We start from the raw sequence: 24,438 nt of genomic DNA on the forward strand, positions 1-24,438 counted from the left end.
TTGGGGTTCTTTTCCAAAGTGACTCGCTGTAAAAGCGAAACCGCCAGCAGCCGTGACCGCAGAAACGGATAAACACCCCAATCAAAGCCCCCCTGTAGCTACGTCTAAAGACCGGGCCCTTACGCCCACCCCTCAAGTCGCAGCGTGGCCCGAACCAATCGTTGTTCCTCGCTTTCGATTTCCTTGAGGTTCTCGCAGATGCTCTGGATATGCGCGATGGCCGCCTTGCGTGCTTGTTCCGGCATTCGGCCGGTGACGGCGTTGTAGAGCCGTGCATGTTGACGGTCGATCTGACGCTTTTGTGGCTCGCGGTGATAAAGGTTATTGACCGAGGCAAACACCGTGCTCAGCAGCAAGTCCGTCAGTGAGCGCAAGGTCTGCACCAGCACCGGATTGTGCGAGGCCTCGCAAATCGCCAGGTGAAACGCATGATCGAGCCGGGCATGTTCGGACGCCTCCAGCGAACGGCTGTGAGCATTGAGCAACGCCTCGTAGCTGCGGGTGATGAGGACAAAGTCGGCGTCGGTCCCGCGCAACGCCGCCAGGCGTGCGGATTCGCCTTCGAGCAGGCTGCGAACCTCGAACAAATCGTAAAGCGTGCGTGGCTGTGAGCTGAACAAGTGCATCAACGGTGACGCGGCACCGTGACCCGAAAGGTCGGCCACAAATGAACCTTTGCCCTGCTCTGTCTTGATAATCCCGCGAGCGCGCAACAGCTTCAGGCCCTCGCGAAGTGCCGTGCGGGAAACGCCGAGTTTTTCGGTCAGACGACACTCCGACGGCAACAGTTGCCCGGTCTTGAGCACCCCGTCCACGATCAGCCGTTCTATGCGTTCACAGACCACGTCTGCGACTTGCGGATTACGGCTCGTTTCTGCCCTTTCCATCGACTCTCCAACTGGTATGACCAGCCTCGCCACCAAAACCACAAATGTTCAAACACAAACATAAGCTTATGTTTTAAAACTGTTTTTTTACACCAATAAAAAACCATCGAATAAAAAACTGGTTCGACCAGCCAAACAACACATAGACAGTAGAACGCCTCAGGCCAATGATGCAAGTCAGTGGTAAACGGACACAGACCTCCTATAAAAACAACTGAGGGTCGTCAACCGACTATGAACATTCTTTACGATGAACGCGTCGACGGCGTCCTGCCTGACGTCGACAAAACTGCCCTGCTGCAAGCCCTGCAAACGCAGTGGCCGGATCTGGAAGTCCTGCATCAACAGGAAGAGCTCAAACCGTACGAATGCGACGGACTTTCTGCTTACCGCACCACGCCGATGCTGGTGGTGCTGCCGCGCCACATTGACGAGGTGCAAGGCGTGCTTCGACTCTGCCATGAGCGGCAGGTCGCGGTGGTCGCCCGCGGTGCCGGCACCGGTTTATCTGGCGGCGCCTTGCCGTTGGAAAAAGGCGTGCTGCTGGTGATGGCGCGCTTCAACTCTATTCTGCACATCGACCCCGCTGCCCGCACGGCTAGGGTTCAGCCGGGGGTGCGCAACCTGGCGATTTCCCAGGCTGCTGCGCCGTTTGGCTTGTACTACGCGCCGGACCCTTCCTCGCAGATCGCTTGTTCAATCGGCGGTAATGTGGCGGAAAACGCCGGTGGCGTGCATTGCCTGAAGTACGGGCTGACCGTGCACAACCTGCTCAAGGTCGACATCCTCACCGTCGACGGCGAACACCTGACCCTGGGTTCCCAGGCGCTCGATTCTCCGGGCTTCGATTTGCTGGCGTTGTTCACCGGTTCCGAAGGCATGCTCGGTGTCATCACCGAGGTCACGGTCAAACTGCTGCCCAAACCCCAGACCGCCAAAGTGCTGCTGGCGGCATTCGATTCCGTCGAGAAGGCCGGCCGTGCGGTCGGTGACATTATTGCCGCCGGCATCATCCCCGGTGGCCTGGAAATGATGGACAACCTGGCCATTCGCGCCGCCGAAGACTTTATCCACGCCGGCTATCCGGTCGACGCCGAAGCCATTCTGTTGTGTGAGCTCGATGGCGTTGAAGCCGACGTTCATGATGACTGCGACCGCGTACGCCAGGTGCTGGAACAGGCCGGCGCCACCGAAGTGCGCCAGGCCAAAGATGAAGCCGAACGCGTGCGCTTCTGGGCAGGACGCAAGAATGCCTTCCCGGCGGTGGGCCGTCTCTCTCCGGATTATTACTGCATGGACGGGACGATTCCGCGTCGCGAGTTGCCCGGTGTGCTGCAGGCGATCGCCGCGTTGTCGGCCGAGTACGGCCTGCGGGTGGCCAACGTTTTTCACGCCGGTGACGGCAACATGCACCCGCTGATTCTGTTCGATGCCAACCAACCGGGCGAGCTCGATCGCGCCGAAGCCCTGGGCGGCAAGATCCTCGAATTGTGCGTGAAGGTCGGCGGCAGCATTACCGGTGAACACGGCGTGGGCCGGGAGAAAATCAATCAGATGTGCGCGCAGTTCAATAGCGATGAATTGACCGTGTTCCATGCCGTCAAAGCCGCCTTCGATCCGAGCGGCCTGCTCAACCCCGGCAAGAACATTCCGACGCTGCATCGATGCGCCGAGTTCGGCGCCATGCATGTTCACATGGGTCAGCTACCCTTCCCTGAACTGGAGCGTTTCTGATGCGCAGCGAACACGATATCGACGACAGCGCCTCGCTGCTGGAACAGGTCAACCAGGCGCTGCAAAATGCTACGCCGTTACGCATTCAAGGCTCCAACAGCAAGGCATTTCTTGGGCGCATCGTGGCGGGCGAAGTGCTCGACACGCGCAGCCACCGAGGCATCGTCAGCTACGACCCGACCGAGCTGGTGATCACCGCCCGCTGCGGTACCCCGTTGGCAGAACTGGCTGAAGTGTTGGACGCGGCACAGCAGATGTTGCCCTGCGAACCGCCCTCCTTCGGCGACGGCGCGACTGTCGGCGGCATGATCGCCAGCGGGCTGTCGGGGCCACGGCGTCCTTGGTCTGGGTCCGTCAGGGACTTCGTCCTCGGAACACGGGTCATCACCGGCCACGGCAAGCATTTGCGCTTCGGTGGCGAAGTCATGAAAAACGTCGCCGGTTACGACCTGTCGCGCTTGATGGCCGGCAGTTACGGCTCGCTCGGCGTGGTGACCGAAGTCTCGCTCAAGGTTCTGCCCAAGCCGCGTCAAGCTTTAAGCATCAGACTGGAAATGGACAGCGATCGCGCCTTACTGCGCCTCGCCGAATGGGGGCAACAGCCGCTGCCGATCAGCGCCGCGTGCCACGATGGGCAGCGCCTGCACCTGCGGCTTGAGGGTGGCGAAGGCTCGGTGGCGGCGGCTCATGACCGACTCGGCGGCGAGTTGCTGGACGCTTCCTATTGGGAGGATCTCAACGAACATCGATTGAGCTTCTTCGATGAGGACCAGGCACTTTGGCGCCTGTCCGTTCCTCACAACACGCCTCGGCTTTCCCTGCCTGGCCGTCAGTTGCTCGATTGGGGCGGTGCCCAGCGCTGGCTCAAATCCGACGCAGAGGCAGGTTTCATTCGCTCGATCGTCGAAGAAGTCGGCGGGCATGTGACCTGCTATACCCATGGTCTGATCGACAGCCCGTTCCAACCGTTGCCTGCCGCATTGATGCGCTACCACCGGAACTTGAAGCAACAACTCGATCCCCGGGGCATCTTCAACCCCGGGCGCCTGTACGCGGAGCTTTGACCCATGCAGACCACTTTGAGCGAACACGCCCGCCAACTGCCCCGCGCCGAAGAAGCCGAAAGCATCTTGCGCACCTGCGTGCACTGCGGTTTCTGCAATGCCACCTGCCCGACCTATCAATTGCTCGGTGATGAACTGGACGGACCGCGGGGCCGCATCTACCTGATCAAGCAGGTTCTGGAAGGCAACGAAGTCACGCAAAAGACCCAACAACACCTGGATCGCTGCCTGTCGTGCCGTAACTGCGAAACCACCTGCCCTTCCGGTGTCGACTACCACAACTTGCTGGACATTGGCCGGGCGGTGGTCGATGCGGCGGTGCCGCGCCCACTCGGTCAGCGCCTGTTGCGCGAAGGGCTGCGCAGCGTCGTGCCCAATCCTGCGCTGTTCAAAGGGCTGGTCAGCAGCGGTCAGGTGTTCCGGGCGCTGTTGCCCAACACTTTGCAGATAAAGTTGCCTCGCCGCGTCTATCCGGCCAAACCGCGCCCGGTCACTCGCCACACCCGGCAGGTGCTGATGCTTGAAGGTTGCGTGCAACCGAGTCTGTCGCCCAATACCAACGCGGCCGCCGCCCGAGTACTGGATCGACTGGGGATCAGCGTCACGCCGACCCGCGAGGCGGGCTGTTGCGGCGCCGTGGATTATCACCTCGACGCTCAGGCGGCCGGTCTGGATCGCGCCCGCCGCAATATCGATGCGTGGTGGCCGAGCATTGAAAACGGTGCCGAAGCCATCGTGCAAACCGCCAGCGGTTGCGGCGCCTTTATCAAAGATTATGGCCACCTGCTCAGCACCGATCCGGCCTATGCCGAGAAGGCGAAAAAGGTCAGCGCGCTGGCCAAGGATCTGGTCGAAGTGCTGCGCGACGAGCCGCTGGAAAAGCTCGGTATCCACAGCGCTCAACGCCTGGCCTTTCATTGCCCCTGCACCTTGCAGCACGCGCAGAAACTGGGCGGTGCGGTTGAAGCTATTCTGACCAGTCTGGGCTTCAACCTCACGCCTGTTGCCGACAGTCACCTGTGCTGCGGCTCGGCGGGCACCTATTCGCTGACCCAACCCGAACTGTCCCGGCAACTGCGCGACAACAAGCTCAATGCGCTGGAAAGCGGACATCCCGAAGTCATTGTCACGGCCAATATCGGCTGTCAGTCCCACCTCGACGGTGCGGGCCGAACCCCTGTCAGGCACTGGATCGAACTGGTCGAAGCCGCCTTACCCTAATCGAGCACTGGAGAGTCCCCATGAAAAGCAAAGCCGTACTGAGCCAGACCGAAGTCAGCCAAATCCTCGCGGCGGCACGCACCGAAGCGCAGAACAACCAATGGGCCGTGACCATCGTGATTGTCGATGACGGTGGCCATCCCCTGGCTCTCGAGCGCCTAGACGGTTGCGCTCCGATTGGCGCCTACATCGCCACCGAAAAGGCCCGCACTTCGGCCCTGGGTCGGCGTGAATCCAAGGGCTATGAAGAGATGGTCAATGGCGGGCGCCACGCCTTTTTGTCCGCGCCATTGCTGACGTCCCTTGAGGGTGGCGTGCCGATCATCGTCGACGGCCAGGTGATCGGCGCGGTCGGGGTGTCCGGTGTCAAAGCCGAGCAGGACGCACAAGTGGCCAAAGCCGGCGCGCAATGCCTGAACTGAATTGAGCCGGGCGCGGTTTAGCGCTCGATAACACTGTGTGATGGAGATGCAAAAAGTGACCGATTTCGTGAACTGCCAAGGCCTCACGGTCGCGCCTGTCTTGCAACGTTTCGTTGATCTGGACGTGCTGCCGGGAACCGGCCTGGGCCCTCAAGCGTTCTGGGGTGGTTTCGCCGCACTGGTGCATGAACTGGCACCTATCAACCGCGCGCTGCTGGTTGAACGCGATCGCCTGCAAACCGAACTGGACACCTGGCACCGCGCCCATCCGGGGCCGGTGACGGACATGCCGGCTTATCGCAACTTCCTGAGCGGTATTGGTTACCTGCAACCGCAACCCGCAGACGTCAAGGTCAGCACCACCAACGTCGATACAGAGATCAGTGTGCAGGCCGGACCGCAATTGGTTGTCCCGGCCGTCAACGCGCGTTATGCGCTGAATGCCGCGAATGCGCGCTGGGGATCGCTGTACGACGCGCTCTACGGTACCGATGTGATTTCCAATGACGGCGGCGCCGAACCGGGCCGGACTTACAATCCCGTGCGCGGGGCGAAAGTCATCGCTTTTGCCCGCGCCTTCCTGGATCAGGCATTCCCCTTGAGCAGTGGTTCCCATGCCGAGGTGGCGCGCTACCAGATCGACAACGGCACACTGGAAGCCACCTTCAAAGACGGCAGCCAAGCCAGTTTATCGAACGCCGCGCAGTACATCGGCTATCAGGGTTCACTCGCTGAACCCACGGCCATTCTGCTGAAAAACAACGATCTGCACGTCGAAATTCAGATCGATCGGCAGAGCGTCATCGGTCAGGCTGACGCCGCTGGGGTCAAGGATCTGCTGATTGAGGCAGCACTCTCGACCATCATTGATTGTGAAGACTCGGTCGCGGCGGTCGACGCCGATGACAAGGTGCAGGTGTACCGCAACTGGCTAGGTTTGATGAAGGGCGACCTGAAAGAGGACCTGGAGAAAAACGGTAAAACCATCACTCGGCGGCTGAACCCGGACCGCGAGTACACTGCGGCCGATGGCAACTCACTGTCGCTGCACGGGCGGTCGTTGCTGTTCATCCGCAACGTCGGACACCTGATGACCAGCCCGGCGATTCTCGACAAAGGCGGACTGGAAATCCCGGAAGGCATTCTCGACGGCGTCGTCACCAGCCTGATTGCCCTGCATGACCTGCAACGTCACGGCAACTCCCGGACCGGCAGCGTCTACATCGTCAAACCGAAAATGCACGGCCCCGCCGAAGTGGCCTTCGCCGAGCAATTGTTCAGCCGCATCGAAAACCTGCTCCAGCTCGAACGTCATACGTTGAAAATGGGCATCATGGACGAGGAGCGGCGCACCAGCGTCAACCTCAAGGCCTGCATCGCGGCAGCTTCCTCTCGGGTCGCGTTCATCAACACCGGTTTTCTCGATCGCACCGGCGACGAGATGCACACCGCCATGGAAGCGGGCGCAATGCTGCGCAAGGGCGACATGAAAAACACCGCGTGGATCGAGGCCTACGAACGTAACAACGTGCTTGTCGGCCTGGACTGTGGATTGCGTGGGCGGGCGCAGATCGGTAAAGGCATGTGGGCCATGCCGGACCGGATGGCCGATATGCTCAAGCAAAAAATCGCCCACCCGAAAGCGGGCGCGAATACCGCGTGGGTGCCCTCGCCGACCGCCGCCACTTTGCACGCGCTGCATTACCATCAGGTCAACGTGCGCTCGGTGCAGGAGTCCCTTGAAACAACGGACTTCGGTGCCGCCAGCCCGGCACTTCTGGACGGTTTGCTCAGCGTGCCGGTCGTCACCGCCCCGTCCTGGTCGGCCGATGAGATTCGTCAGGAAGTCGAAAACAATGCACAAGGCTTGCTGGGGTATGTGGTGCGTTGGGTCGAACAAGGCATCGGCTGCTCGAAGGTACCCGACATCCATAACGTGGGCTTGATGGAAGATCGCGCGACCTTGCGCATATCCAGCCAACACATGGCCAACTGGCTGCGACACGGGGTGATCACCCAGGATCAGGTCGTCGAGATTTTGCAGCGTATGGCGCAGGTCGTCGATGAGCAGAACGCCGGTGATCCGATCTACACGCCTATGGCGCCGGACTTCGAGCAGTCGGTTGCGTTTCAAGCGGCCTGCGCACTGGTGTTCGAGGGATGCGCACAACCCAATGGCTACACCGAACCGCTGCTGCATAAATTCCGACGCGTGTATAAGCAGTCGAGGGCGTAAGTAGAGGGGACAAAAGAAGAGTCCCGGCCAATGCAGAACCTGTGGGAGCGAGCTTGCTCGCGATAGCGGTCTTACATTCAGCACATACGTTGTCTGCCAGTCCGCTATCGCGAGCAAGCTCGCTCCCACAAGGATCGCGGTGTTCAAATCCTTAACTGATCAGCATTAGAGGCTCCGGCCTCTTTTTTTGTGAACAGCTACGCTCGACAGGTATCGCCCACCCTGTCCAACCGACAGAGCAATCGGCCCGCCCAAGAGGAAGCGCACAGATGACCCGTCTCACTGCGAAAGACTTTGCTCCGGAACTGCTCGAACTGTACGACTACTACGCCCACGGCAAGATCAACCGGCGAGAGTTTCTGGATCGTGCGGCGCTGTTCACCTTGGGCGGTTTGACCGCCAGCGCGCTCCTCGCCGCGCTGAGTCCGAATTATGCGCTCGCCGAGCAGGTGGAATTTACCGACCCGGACATCGTCGCGGAATACATCACCTATCCATCCCCCAAGGGCAACGGGCAGGTCCGCGGCTATCTGGTGCGCCCGGCGAAAGCTACCGGCAAGGTGCCGGCGGTGGTGGTTGTGCATGAAAATCGCGGGCTCAACCCGTACATCGAAGACGTCGCGCGGCGTGTGGCCAAGGCTGGATTCATCGCCCTCGCCCCTGATGGCCTGACGTCGGTGGGCGGCTATCCTGGCAACGATGAAAAAGGCCGGGAGCTGCAGGCGACCGTCGACCCGGAAAAGCTCATGAACGACTTTTTCGCCGCCATCGAGTGGTTGATGAAGCATGACGCGACCACTGGAAAAGTCGGGATCACCGGGTTCTGTTACGGCGGTGGCGTCGTCAATGCGGCGGCCGTGGCTTATCCAGAACTGGCGGCTGCCGTGTCTTTTTATGGCCGACAGCCAGAGACCAAGGATGTCGCCCGCATCAAGGCGCCGGTGATGCTTCACTACGGCGAACTGGATACGCGCATCAACGAAGGCTGGCCCGCCTATGAGAAGGCACTGAAAGCTGCGGGCAAGACGTATGAAGCGTACATCTACCCCGGGGCCAATCATGGTTTCCATAACGACTCCACGCCTCGATACGATGAGGCCGCGGCCAAGCTGGCCTGGGACCGGACGCTCGGGTGGTTTCGACGGTACCTGGCTTAATGGTGAGGTTGCTCGCCTGTTGCCAAATAGAGTTGGCGGTACGCGCCCACCAGTTGACCAAGGGTGAACGCGCGATTTCTCCCCCTGGGATTGGGAAGGATCCATACCGAGGCATTGCCGAAGGTTTTTGGCTGAAGCCCCCATGCAATGTCTCGTTGGCCGGATAGCGCGCAATACGCCGCTTTACCGAGAAACGCCACAAAGCGTGGCGCATGACGCACGATTTTTTGTTCAAAGTCCGCAGCGGCAGCGATGAATTCATGGGCAGACAACTGATCCGCTCGCGCCGTCGGCCGCTCCACCACGGCCGTTAATCCACACTGATACTGCAAGATCGTCCGATCGTTTTCCGGGCGCACCTCCTCAGGCGTAAAGCCGGCGAGATGGAGCGTGCGCCAGAAGCGATTGCCCCGGCCCGCAAAATGGTGGCCTTGGGCAGCGGCAGTCATGCCTGGGTTGATGCCACAAAAAATCACGGCTAGCTGTTCGGCAAGAATATCGTCGAGTCCTTCACTCACCGTAAACCTCACACACCGCAGATCACGTTGACCGCACTGCGGGCAAGCTCGGTCAACTCAGCGCGGGATTTGCCCGCCCGCGCACGTATGGAAATGCTATGCAGCAGGGATGACGCGAGTACGGCAAGGGCTGCGGGGTCGACATCGCCTTTCAATTCGCCGGAACTGATGGCCGTTCGCAGACGCGTTTCGAGATCGGCATCGAGCCTGCTGAGCCGGTCCGACAGCACGTCTCGAATTTCAGAGTCCTCGACGGCTTCGGTCGTCGCCGTGCCGATCGCAAAGCACCCACGCGGCTGGCCGTCACCCGAGAAGTAGATCGACAACTGCCCCTCATAAAACCGCATCAACGCCTGGCTCAAGGTCAGTTCGCTGTCCGTCAGCGCCTCCTGCATGGCCGCAGCGGCGAAATCCCAATACTGCTCAAGCGCTTTGATATAGAGCGCGTGCTTGTCGCCGAACGCCGCATAGAGGCTTGGGCGATTCATGCCGGCTGCCGTGGCGATGCTGTCCAGAGAAGCGCCGGAATATCCGGTACTCCAAAAAACATCAAGTGCCTGCAACAGCGCTGTCTGCGGGTCATACGCGCGCGGACGGCCGCGGCCTTTCGCTTCTGTGATCTTTTTTTGTGCCATGCCGTACAAAATCCTTGAATAAAAATGAGCTCGGGGGATATTCTTACACCATCGCACAAAATTAAGGAACCAGAAATTCCTTGGCTTTGAGGTTTGTTGTAGCGGAGCTCGAACTGGGTATTGCGGCGACGAAACAGAGGCGGCGGAGCGATCCTCCTGACCGCACACGGTATGGCTGTTTTTGTGGGTGTTAGCCCGTCTTCCCGGTTAATAGGTGCATTCGATCATGACCAAACAGTTCGACATCCCAGCTACACAGACCTTCGAGCATCCAGGGCCGAACCCGTCTGACTTGCCCATCAAAAAGCCGTTAAAAGAGAAATTACGGCCAGTGCTGATGGTGGGTTTTCCTCTCCTTTTCGCTGCGGTTGGGTACGCCCACTATGTAGCGGGCGAGCCCTTTGTTTCGACCGATAACGCTTACGCCCGAGTGGCGAAGGCATCGATCAACGCGCGCATTTCCGGGCAAGTTGTCGAGATCGCCGTCGAGGACAACCAGCCTGTTCACAAGGGCCAGATTCTGTTTCGGATCGACCCGAAACCGCTGCAGATCGCCGTTGACCGTGCACAAGCACAACTGAGCGTTGCGCGGCTGCGCATCGATGGCCTCAAGGCCAGCTACCGCCAGCAGCAGGCTGAACTGCAATCGGCCAAAGAGTCGGCTGATTTCGACCAGCGGGAGTTTGCCCGCAAGAAAGCGCTGGTCGCTACCGAGTTCGTCTCGCGCGCCATTTACGAGCGCGCCGACACCGACCTTAAAGTTGCCCGGCAACGGATCGCGTCGGTCGAACAACAGATCGCCAGCACGGTCGTTGCCTTGAACGGTAATCCAAACATCGAAGCCGATAGTCACCCGACGGTTCGCGAGGCCAAGGCTCAGCTCGACGAGGCGCAGCTGTATCTCTCGTACGCGACGGTGTATGCGCCGGACGATGGCATCGTGGCCAAGGTCGACGACTTGCAGGTGGGCAACTACGTCAACAACGGTGCGCCAGCCTTTGCGCTGCTGTCCGATCGCGAGATCTGGGTTGAGGCCAACTTTCGCGAAACCGACGTGACCCACATGCGTCCAGGCCAGGAAGCGACCATCAGTATCGATACGTATCCTGATCACATCTTCAAGGCCCACGTGACCAGCATGAGCCCCGGTGCCGGATCGGACTTCGCCCTGCTGCCGCCTGAAAACGCGACCGGCAACTGGGTCAAGGTTGTGCAGCGTGTACCGGTCCGTCTCGAACTCGATGAGAGGGACCCTGCCCGGCCCCTTTTCTCGGGCACCAGCGCCACGGTCAAGGTTGATACCCGGTATCGCACGCCTTGGTGGCATCCGCTTAAAGCGCTGTTGACCGCAGGTAACTTCTGATGAACGCCAATCTTGCCGGACCTCAAAGTGCGGGAACGTTAAGGTTCGCCGCGCTGCTCGCTACCTATATGCAGTCGGCGAACCTGCCGCTTCCGAATGCGGTACTCAGGTTGATTCAAGGCAGCCTGTCGATGACCGACGACCAGGCTGGCTGGATATTCACCTCGTACCTCGCGGCGAGCGCCATCACGATGCCGATTGCGCAATGGCTCGCCGGGCGCTATGGCTTGAAGCGGGTTTATCAAACCGCGCTGGCCTTCTTCGTCCTTGGCTTGCTGCTCGCCACGCAGGCAACGACGCCGCTGGAATTCGTTGGCGCGCGCATTATTCAAGGCTTGGCGAGTGGCGTGCTGGCACCGTTGTCGATGGCGATTGCGCTGGAGACATTGTCACTCGAGAAGCGTGCGAAATTTGGCGCGACGTGGACGGCCATCGTGCTGTTCGGCATCGTCAGCGGCCCGAGCATCGGAGGTTGGGTTGGCGAACATTTCGGATGGCGCCCGATCTTCTACATCAGCCTTCCGCTGTCGGCGTTTATCTTCCTGGTGATGGCGCTGTTGCTTGCCGAGAAAAAGGCCGAGAAACGTCCATCGTTCGACTTCTTTGGTTTCGGTAGCTTCACGCTGGGTTTGATCAGCCTGCAAATGTTGCTCGACCGTGGTGAACGCCTGGACTGGTTTTCCTCGACCGAGATCTGGCTGGAAGCGATCGGCTGTGCACTGGGGCTCTACCTGTTCGCTGTGCATGTGCTGACCGCGAAGGTGCATTTCCTCAACAAACGTTTGTTCAACGACCGCAACTTCGTGCTGTCGACGGTGATCTTCTTCGCCGTGGGTTTCGTGCTGTTGTCGACCATGGCGCTGACCTCGCCGATGCTCGACGAGATTCTCGGCTATCCGCCTGACACCACGGGCTCCCTGACGATTCCGCGCGGGATCGGGCTGGTCGGTGCGTTCCTGTTGATGGGCCGTGTGCCCGAGCGTTTCGACCGTCGACTGTTTGTGGCGGCAGGCGTCGCCGTGGTGATTTATGCCAACTGGCTGATGCTCGGCTATTCGCCGTTGATGGACTGGTCGCCCGTGGCGGTGGCGGGTGCAATCCAGGGGATTGGCATCGGCATGCTGATGCCGTCGCTGACCAAGGTCGCGTTCAGCACGCTCGACCCGACGTTACGCCCCGAAGGCACCGGTCTTTTCAATCTGTCACGCGTGTACGGCAGCACCCTCGGCGTTGCGATTGTGCAGCTGTTCTTCTTCAACAACACGCAAGCGATGCACATGGCGCTGGCCAGTAACCTGACGCCGTATCGCGCCGCTGCACACTCCGCGCCGACGTCCCTGCAAGCACTGGCGGGGCTCAACGAAATGATCACCGGCCAGGCAGCGTTTATCGCGGTGGTCGACCAGTTCAAGATTTTGATGTTCGCGATGCTGGTGGTCAGCCCACTGGTTGTCTTTCTTCGCAAGCCCGTTCCGACCAACTAGTTTTCGTGGAGTTTGCCAAATGAAATCCAATGCACGCTTCATCAACAGACAGATGTTCAAAACCACGTTCGCTGCGGTGTCGGTTCTTGCATTCCTGACCGCCTGCACCGTCGGCCCTGACTATCAAATGCCGCCACCGAGCCTGTCGCAGCACTACGATCAACAGGCCGAGCAGCGTCTCGGCCAAGGTGGCAACAAACCCGGTGAACAGCGCATTGACCTGGGCAAGAAGGTCAACGGAGACTGGTGGTCTGCGTTTCGGTCGCCGAAGCTCGACAAGCTTGTACGTCGCGCCATTGACGGCAATCTTGAGCTTGTAGCTGCGGACGCGACGATCCGGCAAGCGGCTTCCTTCGTCGCGGCGGCGGAAGGCGCGCTGTATCCGCAGGTCGACTTTGGCGCCCAGGCTGGCCGCCAACGGGTGCACAACGCGAAAGAACCTTCCATCTCCAATTTCTATGCGATTGGGCCACGGGTCGGCTTTGACCTTGATGTTTTCGGCGGTAACAAGCGTCAGGTCGAACAACAGCAAGCGTTTACCGATCTGCAGACGCATCGCTACGAAGCGGCGTACCTGACCCTGACGGGCGATGTCGCGAGCCAGGCGTTGTTGCTGGCCTCGGCCAACGCGCAGATGGCAGCCGTCGAGAAGCTGCTCGCCAATGACGCAAAAAATCTCGAACTGGTGCGCATGGCGCACGCCAATGGCAGCACCACGCAGATCGACGTTTCGCTGGCCGAGACGCGGCTCGCTCAGGACCGCACGCTGTTGCCGCCCCTCGCCCAGCAGCGCGATTCGGCACGTCATGCGCTCTCAATTTTGACGGGCAAAGGCCCGGCTGACTGGATCGCACCTGACTTCACGCTCGCCGAGTTTGCCTTGCCGGCAAACGTGCCCGTCAGCCTGCCCTCTGAAATGGCCCACGACCGGCCGGATGTACGGCAAGCAGAGGCTGAACTGCACATGGCCAGCGCTGCGGTTGGCGTGGCGACGGCCAACCTCTATCCCCATGTCGAACTGTCCGCATCACTTGCACAAGCAGCTTCCGGCAATGGCGGCGCCGCTCTCTGGGGCTTCGCTGCCGGGCTCACGGCGCCCATCTTCAATGGCGGAACGCTCAAAGCTGAACGCCACGCCGCCGTTGACGGCTACAAGGCAACCCTCGCCGGTTACCAGCAAACCGTCATCAATTCCTTCGGTCAGGTCGCCGACACGCTTCAGGCCATCAATCATGACGCCGAGGAAAATCTGGCCCAGGAGGACGCGTTGCGAGCGGCGGAAACGAGCTTCCGGTTGAACCAACAAGCCTACGCGCAAGGCGAGAACAGCATTCTCCAGGTGCTGGAGGCTGAGCGTGCTTATGAGCAAGCGTTACTGGGCCAAATCAGAGTGAAGACCGCGCAGTACCTCGACACGGTGCGGCTGTACGTGGCACTCGGCGGTAATTCCGCCGGTGTGTTTGAGCAACGAGTGGCCAGTCGCGAAGACCACAAACCTTCCTATCAGTAGCCCCAGACATTGGAGTCAAAGATATGCCTTACGAATCCTTTCACGATGCACTTCGCGATACCCGATTCCCTCTGATACACGGATCCGGTGAGATGCCGGCCGTTGGATTTGGCACGTTGTTTCGGGATCTCACCGTCACAACACAAGCGGTCAAGGACGCACTGGAAGCAGGCTTTCGCCATTTCGATTGTGCAGAACGTTATCGAAATGAAGAGAGGGTCGGCGCTGCCCTACAGGAAGTGATTGAGGCGGGTAAGGTTCGGCGCGAGGACGTGTTCATTACCACGAAACTGTGGAACACCAACCATCGTCCCGAGCGAGTCGAACCTGCTTTTGAGGCGAGTTGCCGACGGCTACACGTTGATTACATCGATTGCTATCTGATCCATACGCCGTTTGCCTTTCAACCCGGTGATAATCAGGACCCGAGAGACGAGCACGGTCGAGTCATCTACGACTCAGGCGTGACGCTGATAGAAACCTGGCGGGCACTTGAGCGCCTGGTGGATGAAGGCCGCTGCAAGTCCATCGGCTTGTCTGATATCACGTTGGAGCGGTTACAAGAGATTGTGGCAGTGGCCCGGATAAAACCCGCCGTCGTGCAGGTTGAGTCCCACCCTTATCTGCCTGAATGGGAGCTGCTTGAATATTGTCAGCAGCACGGAATTATCGTTCTTGCGTTTGCGCCACTCGGCCATGGTATGGAGCCGAACGTACTGGAAGACTCGGTGATTACAGGGATCGCCAAGCGCATACAGAAGACCCCGGCTCAAGTGGCATTGGCCTGGTCGGTACAGCGGGGAGTCGCTTTCCTGACCACGTCTGCGACGCCGAGCCATATTCAGGAAAACATTGATATTTCTACCCTGCCGCACAGGGCCATGCGTGAAATTCAGGAAGAGATTACAACCCGGGTACGCTTCAATTCAGTAGTAGAAACGGGTGTACCTGGATTTATTCCGCAGAAAAAGTAATACACCACTAAGGGGCGGTCTTTTTGCAGGGCCGCCCTTTTTATTCATACCCCTGAGGTGGAAACGATGGACGTTTTCCAAACCATGCGTTTTTTTGTGGCGGTCGCTCAGAGCGGAAGCTTTACCGCGGCGGCAGAGGTGTTGGACACCACCACAACCAACGTTTCCAAAGCGGTCTCCAGCCTGGAGGCCAGGCTTCAAACTCGCCTGATTAACCGGACAACCCGACGCCTGGCGCTGACCGAAGCCGGTCTGCGCTACTTGCAACGCTGCGAGAAAATTCTTGAAGAGGTGCGCGAAGCAGATGAGGAAGCCGGCACTGCCCACACCCTGCCCGTCGGCCGGCTGAAAATTCACGCGATGTCAGCCATTGGCAATCATTACGTGATCGATGCCATCGCCCGCTATAGAGAGACTCATCCCTCGGTGATGTTTGATTTGACCCTGACCAACCGACTTCCTGACTTGCTGGAAGAAGGCTATGACATGTCGATTGTCTTAGCGCGGGATTTACCCGACTCAGGGTTTGTCGCTCAGCGGCTCGGCATGACCTACAGCATTCTCTGCGCCTCGCCTGCGTACCTGAAGAAACGCGGACACCCGGAGTCCCCGAGTGCGCTTGGCTCACATGATTGTCTGAGAATTGTGAATACCGTCATGCCAGCTGAAAACTGGGCATTTGAGGGACCCGAAGGCATGGAAACCGTCAACATCCCGCTGTCTCCCTTGCATATCAACACCGCCGATGGCATGACCATCGCGATTACAAACGGAATGGGTATCGGCATTCAGCCTATTGCTTCGGCAGTCGACGGACTCAGGGCGGGCACGTTAGTGCGGGTACTACCCGACTATCATCTTGAAGCGTTGAATTTGTTTGCAATCTACCCATCACGAAAATTCGTGGATGCAAAGATCAGGACATGGGTGGAGTTTCTTAAAAGTTATATTCCAGGCTTGTTGGCATCCGATGAAAAAATCACAGGCTCGCCCGGAAAACGATAACAACATTTGAAGTCGTCAGTGCGGCAGGCATGGAGTGTCGACCCTCCATCTTCCACACACGACTCAACCATTTGAACAGCCAGTTCCCATGACTTGATACTGCAGGATATGCCGTTGACCCTGAGAGTCTTCATACGTCATTTGCGCCGGTACTGGGCCGCACTGGTCGGGAATATCGGTCACCGTAACGACTTTCTGGATATCCAGTTTCGTGTCGTAAGTGTACGTGTCTACAGGCGTCTTGCTGTCCGCGGCAGTTGAATGGCTCTCGCCTGCAAAGGCCTGTGTACCTAAAACGCCGAGCGCAAGAACCATCGCCAGTTTTGAAATTTTCATCGTATTCACCCTCTCGTCCAAAGTTAACCTCGTGAGCGGGTTGACGCTGACTCTATTGGCTCACTCGGTAGAGACGATGCTAGGTGTTTACCCCGCCCTCAAACAGCAGCCCACTGGACAAACACTGTTGCCAGATTCCGCATGAATGGAGAATTTCGAACAGGCAACGCCAGGAAGACGATTAATGAGCTATACCCGCTAATCTCTCATTGCAGTTTTTCAGCACAGGAGGTTGGCAATGAAGCGCAGAAACTCACTTGCAGCGCTAATGGTCACCGCAAGCCTTTTCGGCTGCACCACTTCATCAAACCATGGCGTGAGCGTTACTTTGGTTGCCACGCGGCAGAACACCGGTCAGATCGGCAATGTAACGTTGGCCGACTGGGGCAAAGAAACCGGGTTCAGTTTCTTCATCAGTGGTGCTCCAAGCGGAGCGTCTCTGCCCTTGCGCCTCTACACCTTCATCAATAAAGGCAGCTGCCAGCAACCCGGGCCAGTCGCTTACGCCATGAATGATCATGTCACCACCGAACGCCAGGCCATACGCGGCTGGGCTTTCTCAAGAAGCGCACCTGTCGCACTGCCGGTCCTGCTTTCCGGTGAGTACTCGATCGTCGTTCGAAGTGCACCGGACAGTGGCAACATCGATATTTTTTGCGGAGATATCAGGCACAAAGGCTCAGGAAAATAGCCTCGGCGCTGGATCAAGCGCTTTCATGTCTCAATCACATCATCCGCCCAACTGATGGCCGCAACGACGGTCGGGAAACCGATGGTGCTGGTCAGTGAGATCAGCGTGTGACGGATCTGCTCTGGCGTAGCACCCGCCTCCAGTGCCCGTCGGGTATGACTGTGCACTGCGCCCTCAGAGCGGATGGCCGCCGCGGCACCGAGCTGGATCAGCTGGACAACGATCTCCTCCAGTGGGCCGGTATGACGCACCGCCGTACCCAAGGCCTCCACGGCAGCCAGGTAATCCGGGTACTGCTGTTCGAGACGTTGGTAGGTGTTGTGCTCTCTCTTCTTTGTCATGGTTGTTTCCTCGCGTTGGAGGGCGATCAGTTCTCGCCTTTGCGCCCGACTCATCAGGCTGCGATTTGCGAAACTTGCACACTGCAACAGTAGGCTACGCTTACAGCAGCTTATTGCACACGATGCTCGCGTCTGCAGGTTTTGGTTTGTTCTGGAGAGCGTCTGCAACAGCTATTTCAGACAGGCCCAAACAATTCACGCAGGACTACGTGATGACCGAGCCCCTCCTCAGTTTTGATCAACTCAAGCGTGCCGCCGCCTCCGGCGAGATCGATACCGTTCTTGTTTGCATGGTCGACATGCAAGGCCGACTGGTCGGCAAACGATTCCAGGTCGAGTTTTTCATCGACAGCGGCCATGAAGAAACCCACTGCTGCAATTACCTGTTGGCCGACGACATCGACATGGAACCGGTGCCGGGTTACGCCGCGGCCAGTTGGAGCAAAGGCTATGGCGACTTTGTGCTCAAACCCGACATGGCCACGTTGCGACGGGTGCCCTGGCTCGAGTGCACGGCGCTGGTGCTCTGCGATGTGCTCGATCATCACCATCGGCGCGATCTGCCGCACAGCCCGCGGGCGATCCTGAAAAAGCAGGTCGAGCGACTGCGCGAGCGCGGCTACACCGGCATGTTCGCCTCGGAACTGGAGTTCTATCTGTTCGACGAGAGCTACGAGGCGATCCACGAGCGCAACTACCACAAGCCGAAGACGGCCGGTCACTACATCGAGGACTACAACATCCTGCAGACCACCCGCGAAGAGCCGGTGCTGCGGGCGATTCGCAAGCATCTGCAGGCCTCCGGTATTCCGGTGGAAAACTCCAAGGGTGAATGGGGCCCGGGCCAGGAAGAGATCAACATCCGTTATGCCGGTGCCCTGACCATGGCCGACCACCACGTCATCATCAAGCACGCCTGCAAAGAGATCGCGCAACTGCAGGGCAAGGCGATCACGTTCATGGCCAAGTGGCGTTATGACGCCGCCGGTTCCAGCAGCCACATTCACAATTCGCTGTGGGACAAGAACGGTAAAAAGCCCCTGTTCTTCGACGCCAAGGCTGAGTTCGGCATGTCGAAACTGATGCGTTCCTGGGTGGCCGGGCAGCTTAAATACGCCAACGACATCACCTGTTTTCTCGCGCCTTACATCAATTCGTACAAGCGCTTTCAGGCCGGCACCTTTGCCCCGACCCGGGCGGTGTGGAGTCGGGACAATCGCACTGCGGGCTTTCGTTTGTGCGCAGAAGGCAGCAAATCCATCCGCATCGAATGTCGCATTGGCGGCGCCGACCTCAACCCTTATCTGGCCTTCGCCGCGTTGATCGCTGCGGGACTGGCCGGTATCGACGAGAAGCTCAGCCTCGCGCCCCCCTTCGAGGGCGATGCCTACGTCGACGAACACTTGCCTGAAGTGTCGAAGACCCTGCGCGAAGCCTGCGCCGCACTCCAGGGCTCGACCATGTTGCGCGAGGCGTTCGGCGATGAAGTGATCGACCACTACGTGCACACCGCCGAATGGGAGCAGAAAGAGTACGACCGGCGGATCACCGACTGGGAACTGCAGCGCGGGTTTGAGCGCTATTGAGACCGCCATCATGACTTCAACGATTCAACTGATCTCACCGGTCGATGGCCGGGTCTATGCCGAACGCCGCTGCGCCGATGCTGCGCCGATTGACCAGGCGCTGGCGGCGGCCGAAGCTGCCCAGGCGCAATGGAAACGCCGGCCACTGAGCGAACGCGCCGCCTTCTGTAGCGCCGCGGTGGACGCAATGTTGGCCATGAAGGCTGACATCGTGCCGGAACTGGCTTGGCAGATGGGCCGCCCGGTGCGCTTTGGCGCTGGCGAACTGCGCGGTTTCGAAGACCGTGCCCGCCATATGATCGCCATTGCACCTGAAGCGTTGGCAGCGCTTGAACCCACGCCCGTCGCCGGTTTTCGACGCTGTATCAAACGCGAGCCGGTGGGTACGGTGCTGGTTGTCGCCCCCTGGAATTACCCCTATTTGACCGCAGTGAATACGATCATTCCGGCGCTGATGGCCGGCAACAGCGTCATCCTCAAACACGCGTCGCAAACGCTGCTGGTGGGTGAACGGTTCGCCGAGGCGTTTCGCCGTGCCCACCTGCCCGAAGGATTGTTCCAAAACCTGCTCCTGAGTCATCTCTATACCGGAGCGATCATTGCCTCTGGACGCGTGCAGCAAGTGAACTTCACCGGCTCGGTCGAAGCCGGCAAGGCGATGGAACACGCGGCCGTCGGAGGTTTCCTCGGCGTGGGCCTGGAGCTCGGCGGCAAAGACCCGGCCTACGTTCGGGCAGACGCCAACCTCGAACATGCGGTGGAAAACCTGGTGGACGGCAGCTTCTTCAACTCCGGGCAAAGCTGTTGCGCCGTGGAGCGCATTTATGTCGATGAAAAAATCTATCCGGCGTTTGTCGAGCGCTTCGTTTCTTTGACCCGCCAATACGTGCTGGGCAACCCGCTGGACGAAGCCACCACGCTCGGCCCGCTGGTCACACCGACCGCCGCTGATTTCGTTCGTGGTCAGATCGCCGACGCACTGACACAGGGCGCTCGGGCGCTGATCGATCCAAAGGATTTTCCTGCCGACGCGCCGGGCAGCGCCTACCTCGCACCGCAAGTATTAGTCGACGTCACCCATCAAATGTCGGTGATGCGCGAGGAAAGCTTTGGTCCGGTGGTCGGCATCATGCCGGTGGCCAGCGACGACGAAGCCATCGCCTTGATGAACGACAGTGAGTTCGGGCTCAGCGCGTCCATCTGGACGCAAGACCTTGCCGCCGCCGAACGCCTGGGCAACGAGATCGACACCGGCACCGTGTTCATGAACCGCTGCGATTACCTGGACCCTGCCCTGGCCTGGACCGGGGTGAAAAACAGCGGGCGCGGCGTCACGCTGTCGCGCCTGGGTTATGACAACCTGACCCGGGCTAAATCCTTCCATTTGCGCCACGAGATCTGAGCCATGAGCCTGACCGCGAACTGGAACTACCCCACAAGCATCCGCTTCGGTGTCGGCCGCATCGCCGAGCTTGCCGATATCTGCCGCAGCCAAGGGATCCAGCGACCGTTGCTGGTCACCGACAGTGGCCTGGCGCGAGCCCCGATCACCGCCGCAGCGCTGGACGCCTTGCGCGCCGCCGGCCTTGGCGTCGCGCTGTTTTGCGACCTCAAACCCAATCCGGTCGAAGCCAATCTGGCGGGCGGGCTCGACGCCTGGCGCGCCGGCAAACACGATGGCGTGGTCGCCTTCGGCGGCGGCAGTGGCCTGGACATGGGCAAGCTCATCGCCTTCATGAGTGGCCAGACCCGACCGGTGTGGGATTTCGAAGACATCGGCGACTACTGGACCCGCGCGGATGAAAGCAGCATCGCCCCGATCATTGCGGTACCGACCACGGCAGGTACCGGCTCCGAGGTGGGCCGTGCCGCGGTGATCATCGATGAGCGTACGCACACCAAACGCATCATCTTCCACCCGAAGATGATGCCGCGCGTGGTCATCAGCGACCCGGCGCTCACCGTCGGCATGCCGGCCAAGGTCACAGCTGGCACCGGCATGGATGCGTTTGCGCATTGTCTGGAATCGTATTGCGCCCCCGGTTTCCACCCCATGGCCGAAGGCATTGCGGTGGAAGGCATGCGCCTGGTCGCCAATGCCCTGGTGCGAGCCGTACACACACCTTCTGACCTGGAGGCGCGCGCGGAAATGCTCGCGGCTGCCGCGATGGGCGCTACCGCTTTCCAGAAAGGTCTGGGCGGGATGCACGCCCTCTCACATCCGGTGGGCGCCCTCTACGACACCCATCACGGCATGACCAACGCCACCTTCATGCCCTATGTCCTGAAATTCAATCGCCCGGCCATCGAGGAACGCATCACCCGCCTCGCGGCTTATTTGCGCCTGCCCTCGCCCGGTTTCGACAGTTTTCTGGCCTTCGTCCTCAAGTTGCGCAAGGACATCGGCGTGCCCCATACGCTGGTTGAGCTGGGGGTGGATGACCGGCAGGCCGACCTGATCGCGGACATGGCGATTGTCGACCCTTGCGCCGGCGGCAACCCGCTGCCATTGACCCGAAATGGCGCGGCAGAAATTTTCGAAGCGGCGTACCACGGCCGTCTGTAGAGCAGTTGTCTGTCCATGGCCAAGGCGCGAATTCGCAGCATGGACGGGGTTTATCCGCAAGAAACAGGAGCAGTACGACAAGGGGTTGAAAGCCAGCCCATCCGGCCACGTAAAACCCGGATGGATGCGTATCAAAACCTAAGGGGCACACAACATGAATCCAGCAAGCCAGCCCGGCACGAGCGCGCCGCAAGACGATGACGTCAAGGTGCTGCACAGCATGGGCTATGCCCAGCAGCTCTCACGACGGATGGGCGTTTTCTCCAACTTTGCCATTTCCTTTTCGATCATCTGCATCCTCTCGGGTGGTATCAACTCACTCGCCCAGGGCACCTCAGGTGCGGGTGGTGCGTCAATCGGCATCGGCTGGCCGATCGGTTGCCTGATCTCCGGGGTTTTCGCCATGGCCATGGCGCAGATCTCCTCGGCCTACCCCACCGCTGGCGGCCTCTATCACTGGGGTTCGATTCTCGGTAACCGCTTCACCGGCTGGCTGACCGCGTGGTTCAACTTGCTGGGGCTGGTCACCGTGCTCGGCGCGATCAACGTCGGTACCTATTACTTCTTTTTCGGCGCCTTCGGACCGGCCCTGGGAATGGAGGACACAACCACTACCCGGGTGATTTTCCTGGCGATCCTGACCGGCCTCCAGGCCTTGTGTAACCACCTGGGTATCGGCCTGACCGCGAAGCTCACCGACTTCTCGGGTTATCTGATCTTCGCCACGGCGCTCGCGCTGACCATCGTCTGCCTGATCTCTGCACCCAGTTATGAGTTCGCCCGGCTATGGACCTTCAGCAACTATTCCGGCGAGGCTGGCGGCAGCGTCTGGCCACAGGTCTCGAACGGCTGGATTTTCATGCTCGGCCTGCTGTTGCCGATCTATACCATCACCGGTTATGACGCCTCTGCGCACACCTCGGAAGAGACCCGGAATGCCGCCATGTCGGTGCCACGCGGCATGGTCATGTCGGTGGTCTGGTCGCTGCTGTTCGGCTGGGTCATGCTCAGTTCGTTTGTGCTGATGCTGCCGAACATGGACGAGGCGGCGAAGCAAGGCTGGAACGTTTTTTTCTGGGCCATGAACACACAGGTCAACCCAACCGTGAAGCTCGCGCTGTACGTGGCGATTTTCATCTCGCAGTTCCTCTGCGGGCTGGCAACCGTGACCTCGGTTTCACGCATGATCTTCGCGTTCTCCCGTGACGGTGGCCTGCCCTGCTCGAAAGCACTGGCCTCGGTTTCGCCTACCTATCGCAGCCCGGTGGCGGCGATCTGGACCGGTGCCACCCTCGCGGTATTGTTCGACTGGGGATCGTCCGTGATATCGGTCGGCGCAACGCCGGTCTATACCATCGTGGTGTCCTGCACGGTGATCTTCCTGTTCTTCTCCTTCGTCATACCCATCATCCTGGGCCTGTTTACCTACGGGACGTCGAAATGGCCAACCATGGGACCGTGGAACATGGGGCGCTTCTGGTACTCGGTGTTTGCCATCCTCTCGATCCTGTCGATGGTGATCATTTTCGTCATCGGCATCCAGCCGCCGAACGATTGGGCGCTGTACATCACCATCGGCTTTCTGGTGCTGACGGCCATCGTCTGGTTCGGTTTTGAAGCCCGCCGCTTCCAGGGGCCGCCGATTGGCGACATGATCGTCAAGCGTCAGGCTGAAATTGCCGCGGCGGAAGAGGCGTTGAATAAGCGGGCTGGAAGTTGATCGCTAAAGATGAGTAACCTGTGGCGAGGGAGCTTGCTCCTGCTGGGTTGCGCAGCGGCCCCAAAAAATCGCAGCCTTCGGCAGCTCCTACAGGGGATTGTGTAAACCTGTAGGAGCTGCCGAAGGCTGCGATCTTTTAAGGCAACACCTGTCTCAAGATCAGGACCCATTTCTCATCCATAGGTCAATAGGACGTCGGTACGGCAGGAGGCATGCAATGGAACTGAAGTTCAGTCACGTCGATGTACTGGTCAAGAACCTCGAAGAAGCCTGTGCGTACTACGCGCAGATACTTAAAGCCAGGATCTCCAAAACGCTCGTATGGGAACGAGGTGGTCTGCACGTGCGCTACGCGATTGCGCTGATCGGCCAAGAGCGTTTCATGCTTGTACAGCCGTTGGCGGGGAACCTGAAGGAGCTATTGGACTCCTCGGGCGAGGGGATGATTTATCGCCACTGCTACTCGACACCGGACATCGAAAAGGCCTATGACGAATTGATGGTCGCCGGTGTTCAGCCAGAAGACGAAAACGGTAAGCCATTGGCCCGCGCGAACCTGCATTCCCCGTCCGGGACACGCATCATCTGGTTACCCAAGCGCTTCGGGCACTTCTCTATCGAGATCCTGGAAGACAAGGCGCTGGAGGCATTTATCGAGGCTGCATTTGCCTGAGAGATGCGGCGGTGAATGTCTGCTTTGGGCTGAAGCGGGTGCTGCGGGATTGGGGACTCAACAACCTGGCCACTGCCCCCGATTCACGCTTACCATACCTTCTGTTCGTCTGCCGTCGTAACCGCGGATGTTCGCTGGGCCGATGTCATCTTTGTCATGGAAAGCAAACACCTCAATCACCTGCAGGCCGAGTACGCCCGTCTGCTTGAACACAAGCGGATTCACTCTCTGGATATTCCCGATAACTTTCGCTACATGGATCCTGAGCGGGTGAACATGCTCGAAGACGCAGTGAAGCCCTATCTCACTCCCTAG

General features: G+C 59.5%; 23 protein-coding genes. 18 read left to right on the top strand and 5 right to left on the bottom strand.

Annotated elements, in window-relative coordinates; translation table 11 throughout:
- Window positions 1-119 precede the first annotated feature (119 nt).
- Complete coding sequence (glcC, locus tag ACYZTZ_RS15055) at window positions 120-887, bottom strand: transcriptional regulator GlcC (RefSeq protein WP_461998782.1); 768 nt, start codon at window positions 885-887, stop codon at window positions 120-122.
- A gap of 234 nt (window positions 888-1,121) precedes the next feature.
- On the opposite strand from glcC, the gene glcD reads away from it, so the two are divergent.
- The 6 genes from glcD to yghX all read left to right on the top strand — a co-directional run bounded on the left by glcD (window position 1,122) and on the right by yghX (window position 8,721).
- Window positions 1,122-2,621: a glycolate oxidase subunit GlcD gene (gene glcD / locus ACYZTZ_RS15060; protein WP_461998783.1), complete on the top strand. Its 1,500-nt coding sequence runs from the start codon at window positions 1,122-1,124 to the stop codon at window positions 2,619-2,621.
- Window positions 2,621-3,685, top strand: a complete 1,065-nt coding sequence (gene glcE / locus ACYZTZ_RS15065; RefSeq protein ID WP_461998784.1) for a glycolate oxidase subunit GlcE — start codon at window positions 2,621-2,623, stop codon at window positions 3,683-3,685. Before glcD ends, glcE begins: the two co-directional genes overlap by 1 nt.
- A 3-nt stretch (window positions 3,686-3,688) precedes the next feature.
- On the top strand, window positions 3,689-4,906 hold the full coding sequence (gene glcF, locus ACYZTZ_RS15070) for a glycolate oxidase subunit GlcF (RefSeq protein ID WP_461998785.1): 1,218 nt from the start codon (window positions 3,689-3,691) through the stop codon (window positions 4,904-4,906).
- Between the two features lie 20 nt (window positions 4,907-4,926).
- Complete coding sequence (locus ACYZTZ_RS15075; protein WP_008157093.1) at window positions 4,927-5,328, top strand: heme-binding protein; 402 nt, start codon at window positions 4,927-4,929, stop codon at window positions 5,326-5,328.
- A 55-nt stretch (window positions 5,329-5,383) separates the two neighbouring features.
- A complete protein-coding gene (locus ACYZTZ_RS15080; protein ID WP_461998786.1) occupies window positions 5,384-7,564 on the top strand; it encodes a malate synthase G in 2,181 nt (726 codons plus the stop codon).
- Window positions 7,565-7,833: 269 nt separating this feature from the next.
- The gene (gene yghX / locus ACYZTZ_RS15085) at window positions 7,834-8,721 is read left to right on the top strand and encodes a YghX family hydrolase (protein WP_461998787.1); all 888 of its coding nucleotides are present in this window, start codon (window positions 7,834-7,836) and stop codon (window positions 8,719-8,721) included.
- Here yghX and mug read toward each other — a convergent pair.
- Window positions 8,718-9,239, bottom strand: coding sequence for a G/U mismatch-specific DNA glycosylase (mug, locus tag ACYZTZ_RS15090; protein ID WP_461998788.1), 522 nt, complete (start codon window positions 9,237-9,239; stop codon window positions 8,718-8,720). The two genes, yghX and mug, sit on opposite strands and share 4 nt — an antisense overlap.
- An 8-nt stretch (window positions 9,240-9,247) precedes the next feature.
- Window positions 9,248-9,874 (bottom strand): TetR/AcrR family transcriptional regulator, encoded by a 627-nt coding sequence (locus tag ACYZTZ_RS15095; protein ID WP_461998789.1) that lies wholly within the window; start codon window positions 9,872-9,874, stop codon window positions 9,248-9,250.
- Window positions 9,875-10,100: 226 nt separating this feature from the next.
- Between ACYZTZ_RS15095 and ACYZTZ_RS15100 the strand changes: the two genes are divergently transcribed.
- The 5 genes from ACYZTZ_RS15100 (at window position 10,101) to ACYZTZ_RS15120 (ending at window position 16,210) form a co-directional block, all read left to right on the top strand.
- Window positions 10,101-11,237, top strand: a complete 1,137-nt coding sequence (locus tag ACYZTZ_RS15100) for an HlyD family secretion protein (RefSeq protein WP_461998790.1) — start codon at window positions 10,101-10,103, stop codon at window positions 11,235-11,237.
- On the top strand, window positions 11,237-12,721 hold the full coding sequence (locus ACYZTZ_RS15105; RefSeq protein ID WP_461998791.1) for a DHA2 family efflux MFS transporter permease subunit: 1,485 nt from the start codon (window positions 11,237-11,239) through the stop codon (window positions 12,719-12,721). The genes ACYZTZ_RS15100 and ACYZTZ_RS15105 overlap by 1 nt, the downstream gene beginning before the upstream one ends.
- A gap of 19 nt (window positions 12,722-12,740) precedes the next feature.
- Window positions 12,741-14,231: an efflux transporter outer membrane subunit gene (locus ACYZTZ_RS15110; protein ID WP_461998792.1), complete on the top strand. Its 1,491-nt coding sequence runs from the start codon at window positions 12,741-12,743 to the stop codon at window positions 14,229-14,231.
- Window positions 14,232-14,254: 23 nt separating this feature from the next.
- A complete protein-coding gene (locus tag ACYZTZ_RS15115; RefSeq protein ID WP_461998793.1) occupies window positions 14,255-15,205 on the top strand; it encodes an aldo/keto reductase in 951 nt (316 codons plus the stop codon).
- A gap of 66 nt (window positions 15,206-15,271) precedes the next feature.
- On the top strand, window positions 15,272-16,210 hold the full coding sequence (locus ACYZTZ_RS15120) for a LysR family transcriptional regulator (RefSeq protein WP_461998794.1): 939 nt from the start codon (window positions 15,272-15,274) through the stop codon (window positions 16,208-16,210).
- 63 nt (window positions 16,211-16,273) lie between these two features.
- On the opposite strand, the gene ACYZTZ_RS15125 is transcribed toward ACYZTZ_RS15120, so the two are convergent.
- Window positions 16,274-16,546, bottom strand: a complete 273-nt coding sequence (locus tag ACYZTZ_RS15125; protein ID WP_461998795.1) for a DUF2790 domain-containing protein — start codon at window positions 16,544-16,546, stop codon at window positions 16,274-16,276.
- 238 nt (window positions 16,547-16,784) lie between these two features.
- Between ACYZTZ_RS15125 and ACYZTZ_RS15130 the strand changes: the two genes are divergently transcribed.
- Window positions 16,785-17,237 (top strand): hypothetical protein, encoded by a 453-nt coding sequence (locus ACYZTZ_RS15130; RefSeq protein WP_461998796.1) that lies wholly within the window; start codon window positions 16,785-16,787, stop codon window positions 17,235-17,237.
- 23 nt (window positions 17,238-17,260) lie between these two features.
- Here ACYZTZ_RS15130 and ACYZTZ_RS15135 read toward each other — a convergent pair whose 3' ends face one another.
- Window positions 17,261-17,578 (bottom strand): carboxymuconolactone decarboxylase family protein, encoded by a 318-nt coding sequence (locus tag ACYZTZ_RS15135; RefSeq protein ID WP_095132606.1) that lies wholly within the window; start codon window positions 17,576-17,578, stop codon window positions 17,261-17,263.
- Window positions 17,579-17,790: 212 nt separating this feature from the next.
- Between ACYZTZ_RS15135 and ACYZTZ_RS15140 the strand changes: the two genes are divergently transcribed.
- The 6 genes from ACYZTZ_RS15140 (at window position 17,791) to ACYZTZ_RS15165 (ending at window position 24,438) form a co-directional block, all read left to right on the top strand.
- Window positions 17,791-19,164 (top strand): glutamine synthetase family protein, encoded by a 1,374-nt coding sequence (locus tag ACYZTZ_RS15140; protein ID WP_461998798.1) that lies wholly within the window; start codon window positions 17,791-17,793, stop codon window positions 19,162-19,164.
- A 10-nt stretch (window positions 19,165-19,174) separates the two neighbouring features.
- Complete coding sequence (locus ACYZTZ_RS15145) at window positions 19,175-20,566, top strand: aldehyde dehydrogenase family protein (RefSeq protein ID WP_461998799.1); 1,392 nt, start codon at window positions 19,175-19,177, stop codon at window positions 20,564-20,566.
- Window positions 20,567-20,569: 3 nt separating this feature from the next.
- Window positions 20,570-21,730 (top strand): iron-containing alcohol dehydrogenase, encoded by a 1,161-nt coding sequence (locus ACYZTZ_RS15150; protein WP_461998800.1) that lies wholly within the window; start codon window positions 20,570-20,572, stop codon window positions 21,728-21,730.
- Between the two features lie 154 nt (window positions 21,731-21,884).
- Complete coding sequence (locus tag ACYZTZ_RS15155; protein ID WP_056745251.1) at window positions 21,885-23,450, top strand: amino acid permease; 1,566 nt, start codon at window positions 21,885-21,887, stop codon at window positions 23,448-23,450.
- A gap of 217 nt (window positions 23,451-23,667) precedes the next feature.
- Window positions 23,668-24,123 carry a VOC family protein gene (locus ACYZTZ_RS15160; protein ID WP_461998801.1) on the top strand — a complete coding sequence of 152 codons (456 nt, stop codon included), beginning with the start codon at window positions 23,668-23,670 and terminating at the stop codon, window positions 24,121-24,123.
- 156 nt (window positions 24,124-24,279) lie between these two features.
- Window positions 24,280-24,438 carry a cellular communication/signal transduction gene (locus ACYZTZ_RS15165; protein WP_461998802.1) on the top strand — a complete coding sequence of 53 codons (159 nt, stop codon included), beginning with the start codon at window positions 24,280-24,282 and terminating at the stop codon, window positions 24,436-24,438.

Source organism: Pseudomonas sp. LB3P58 (assembly GCF_054897895.1).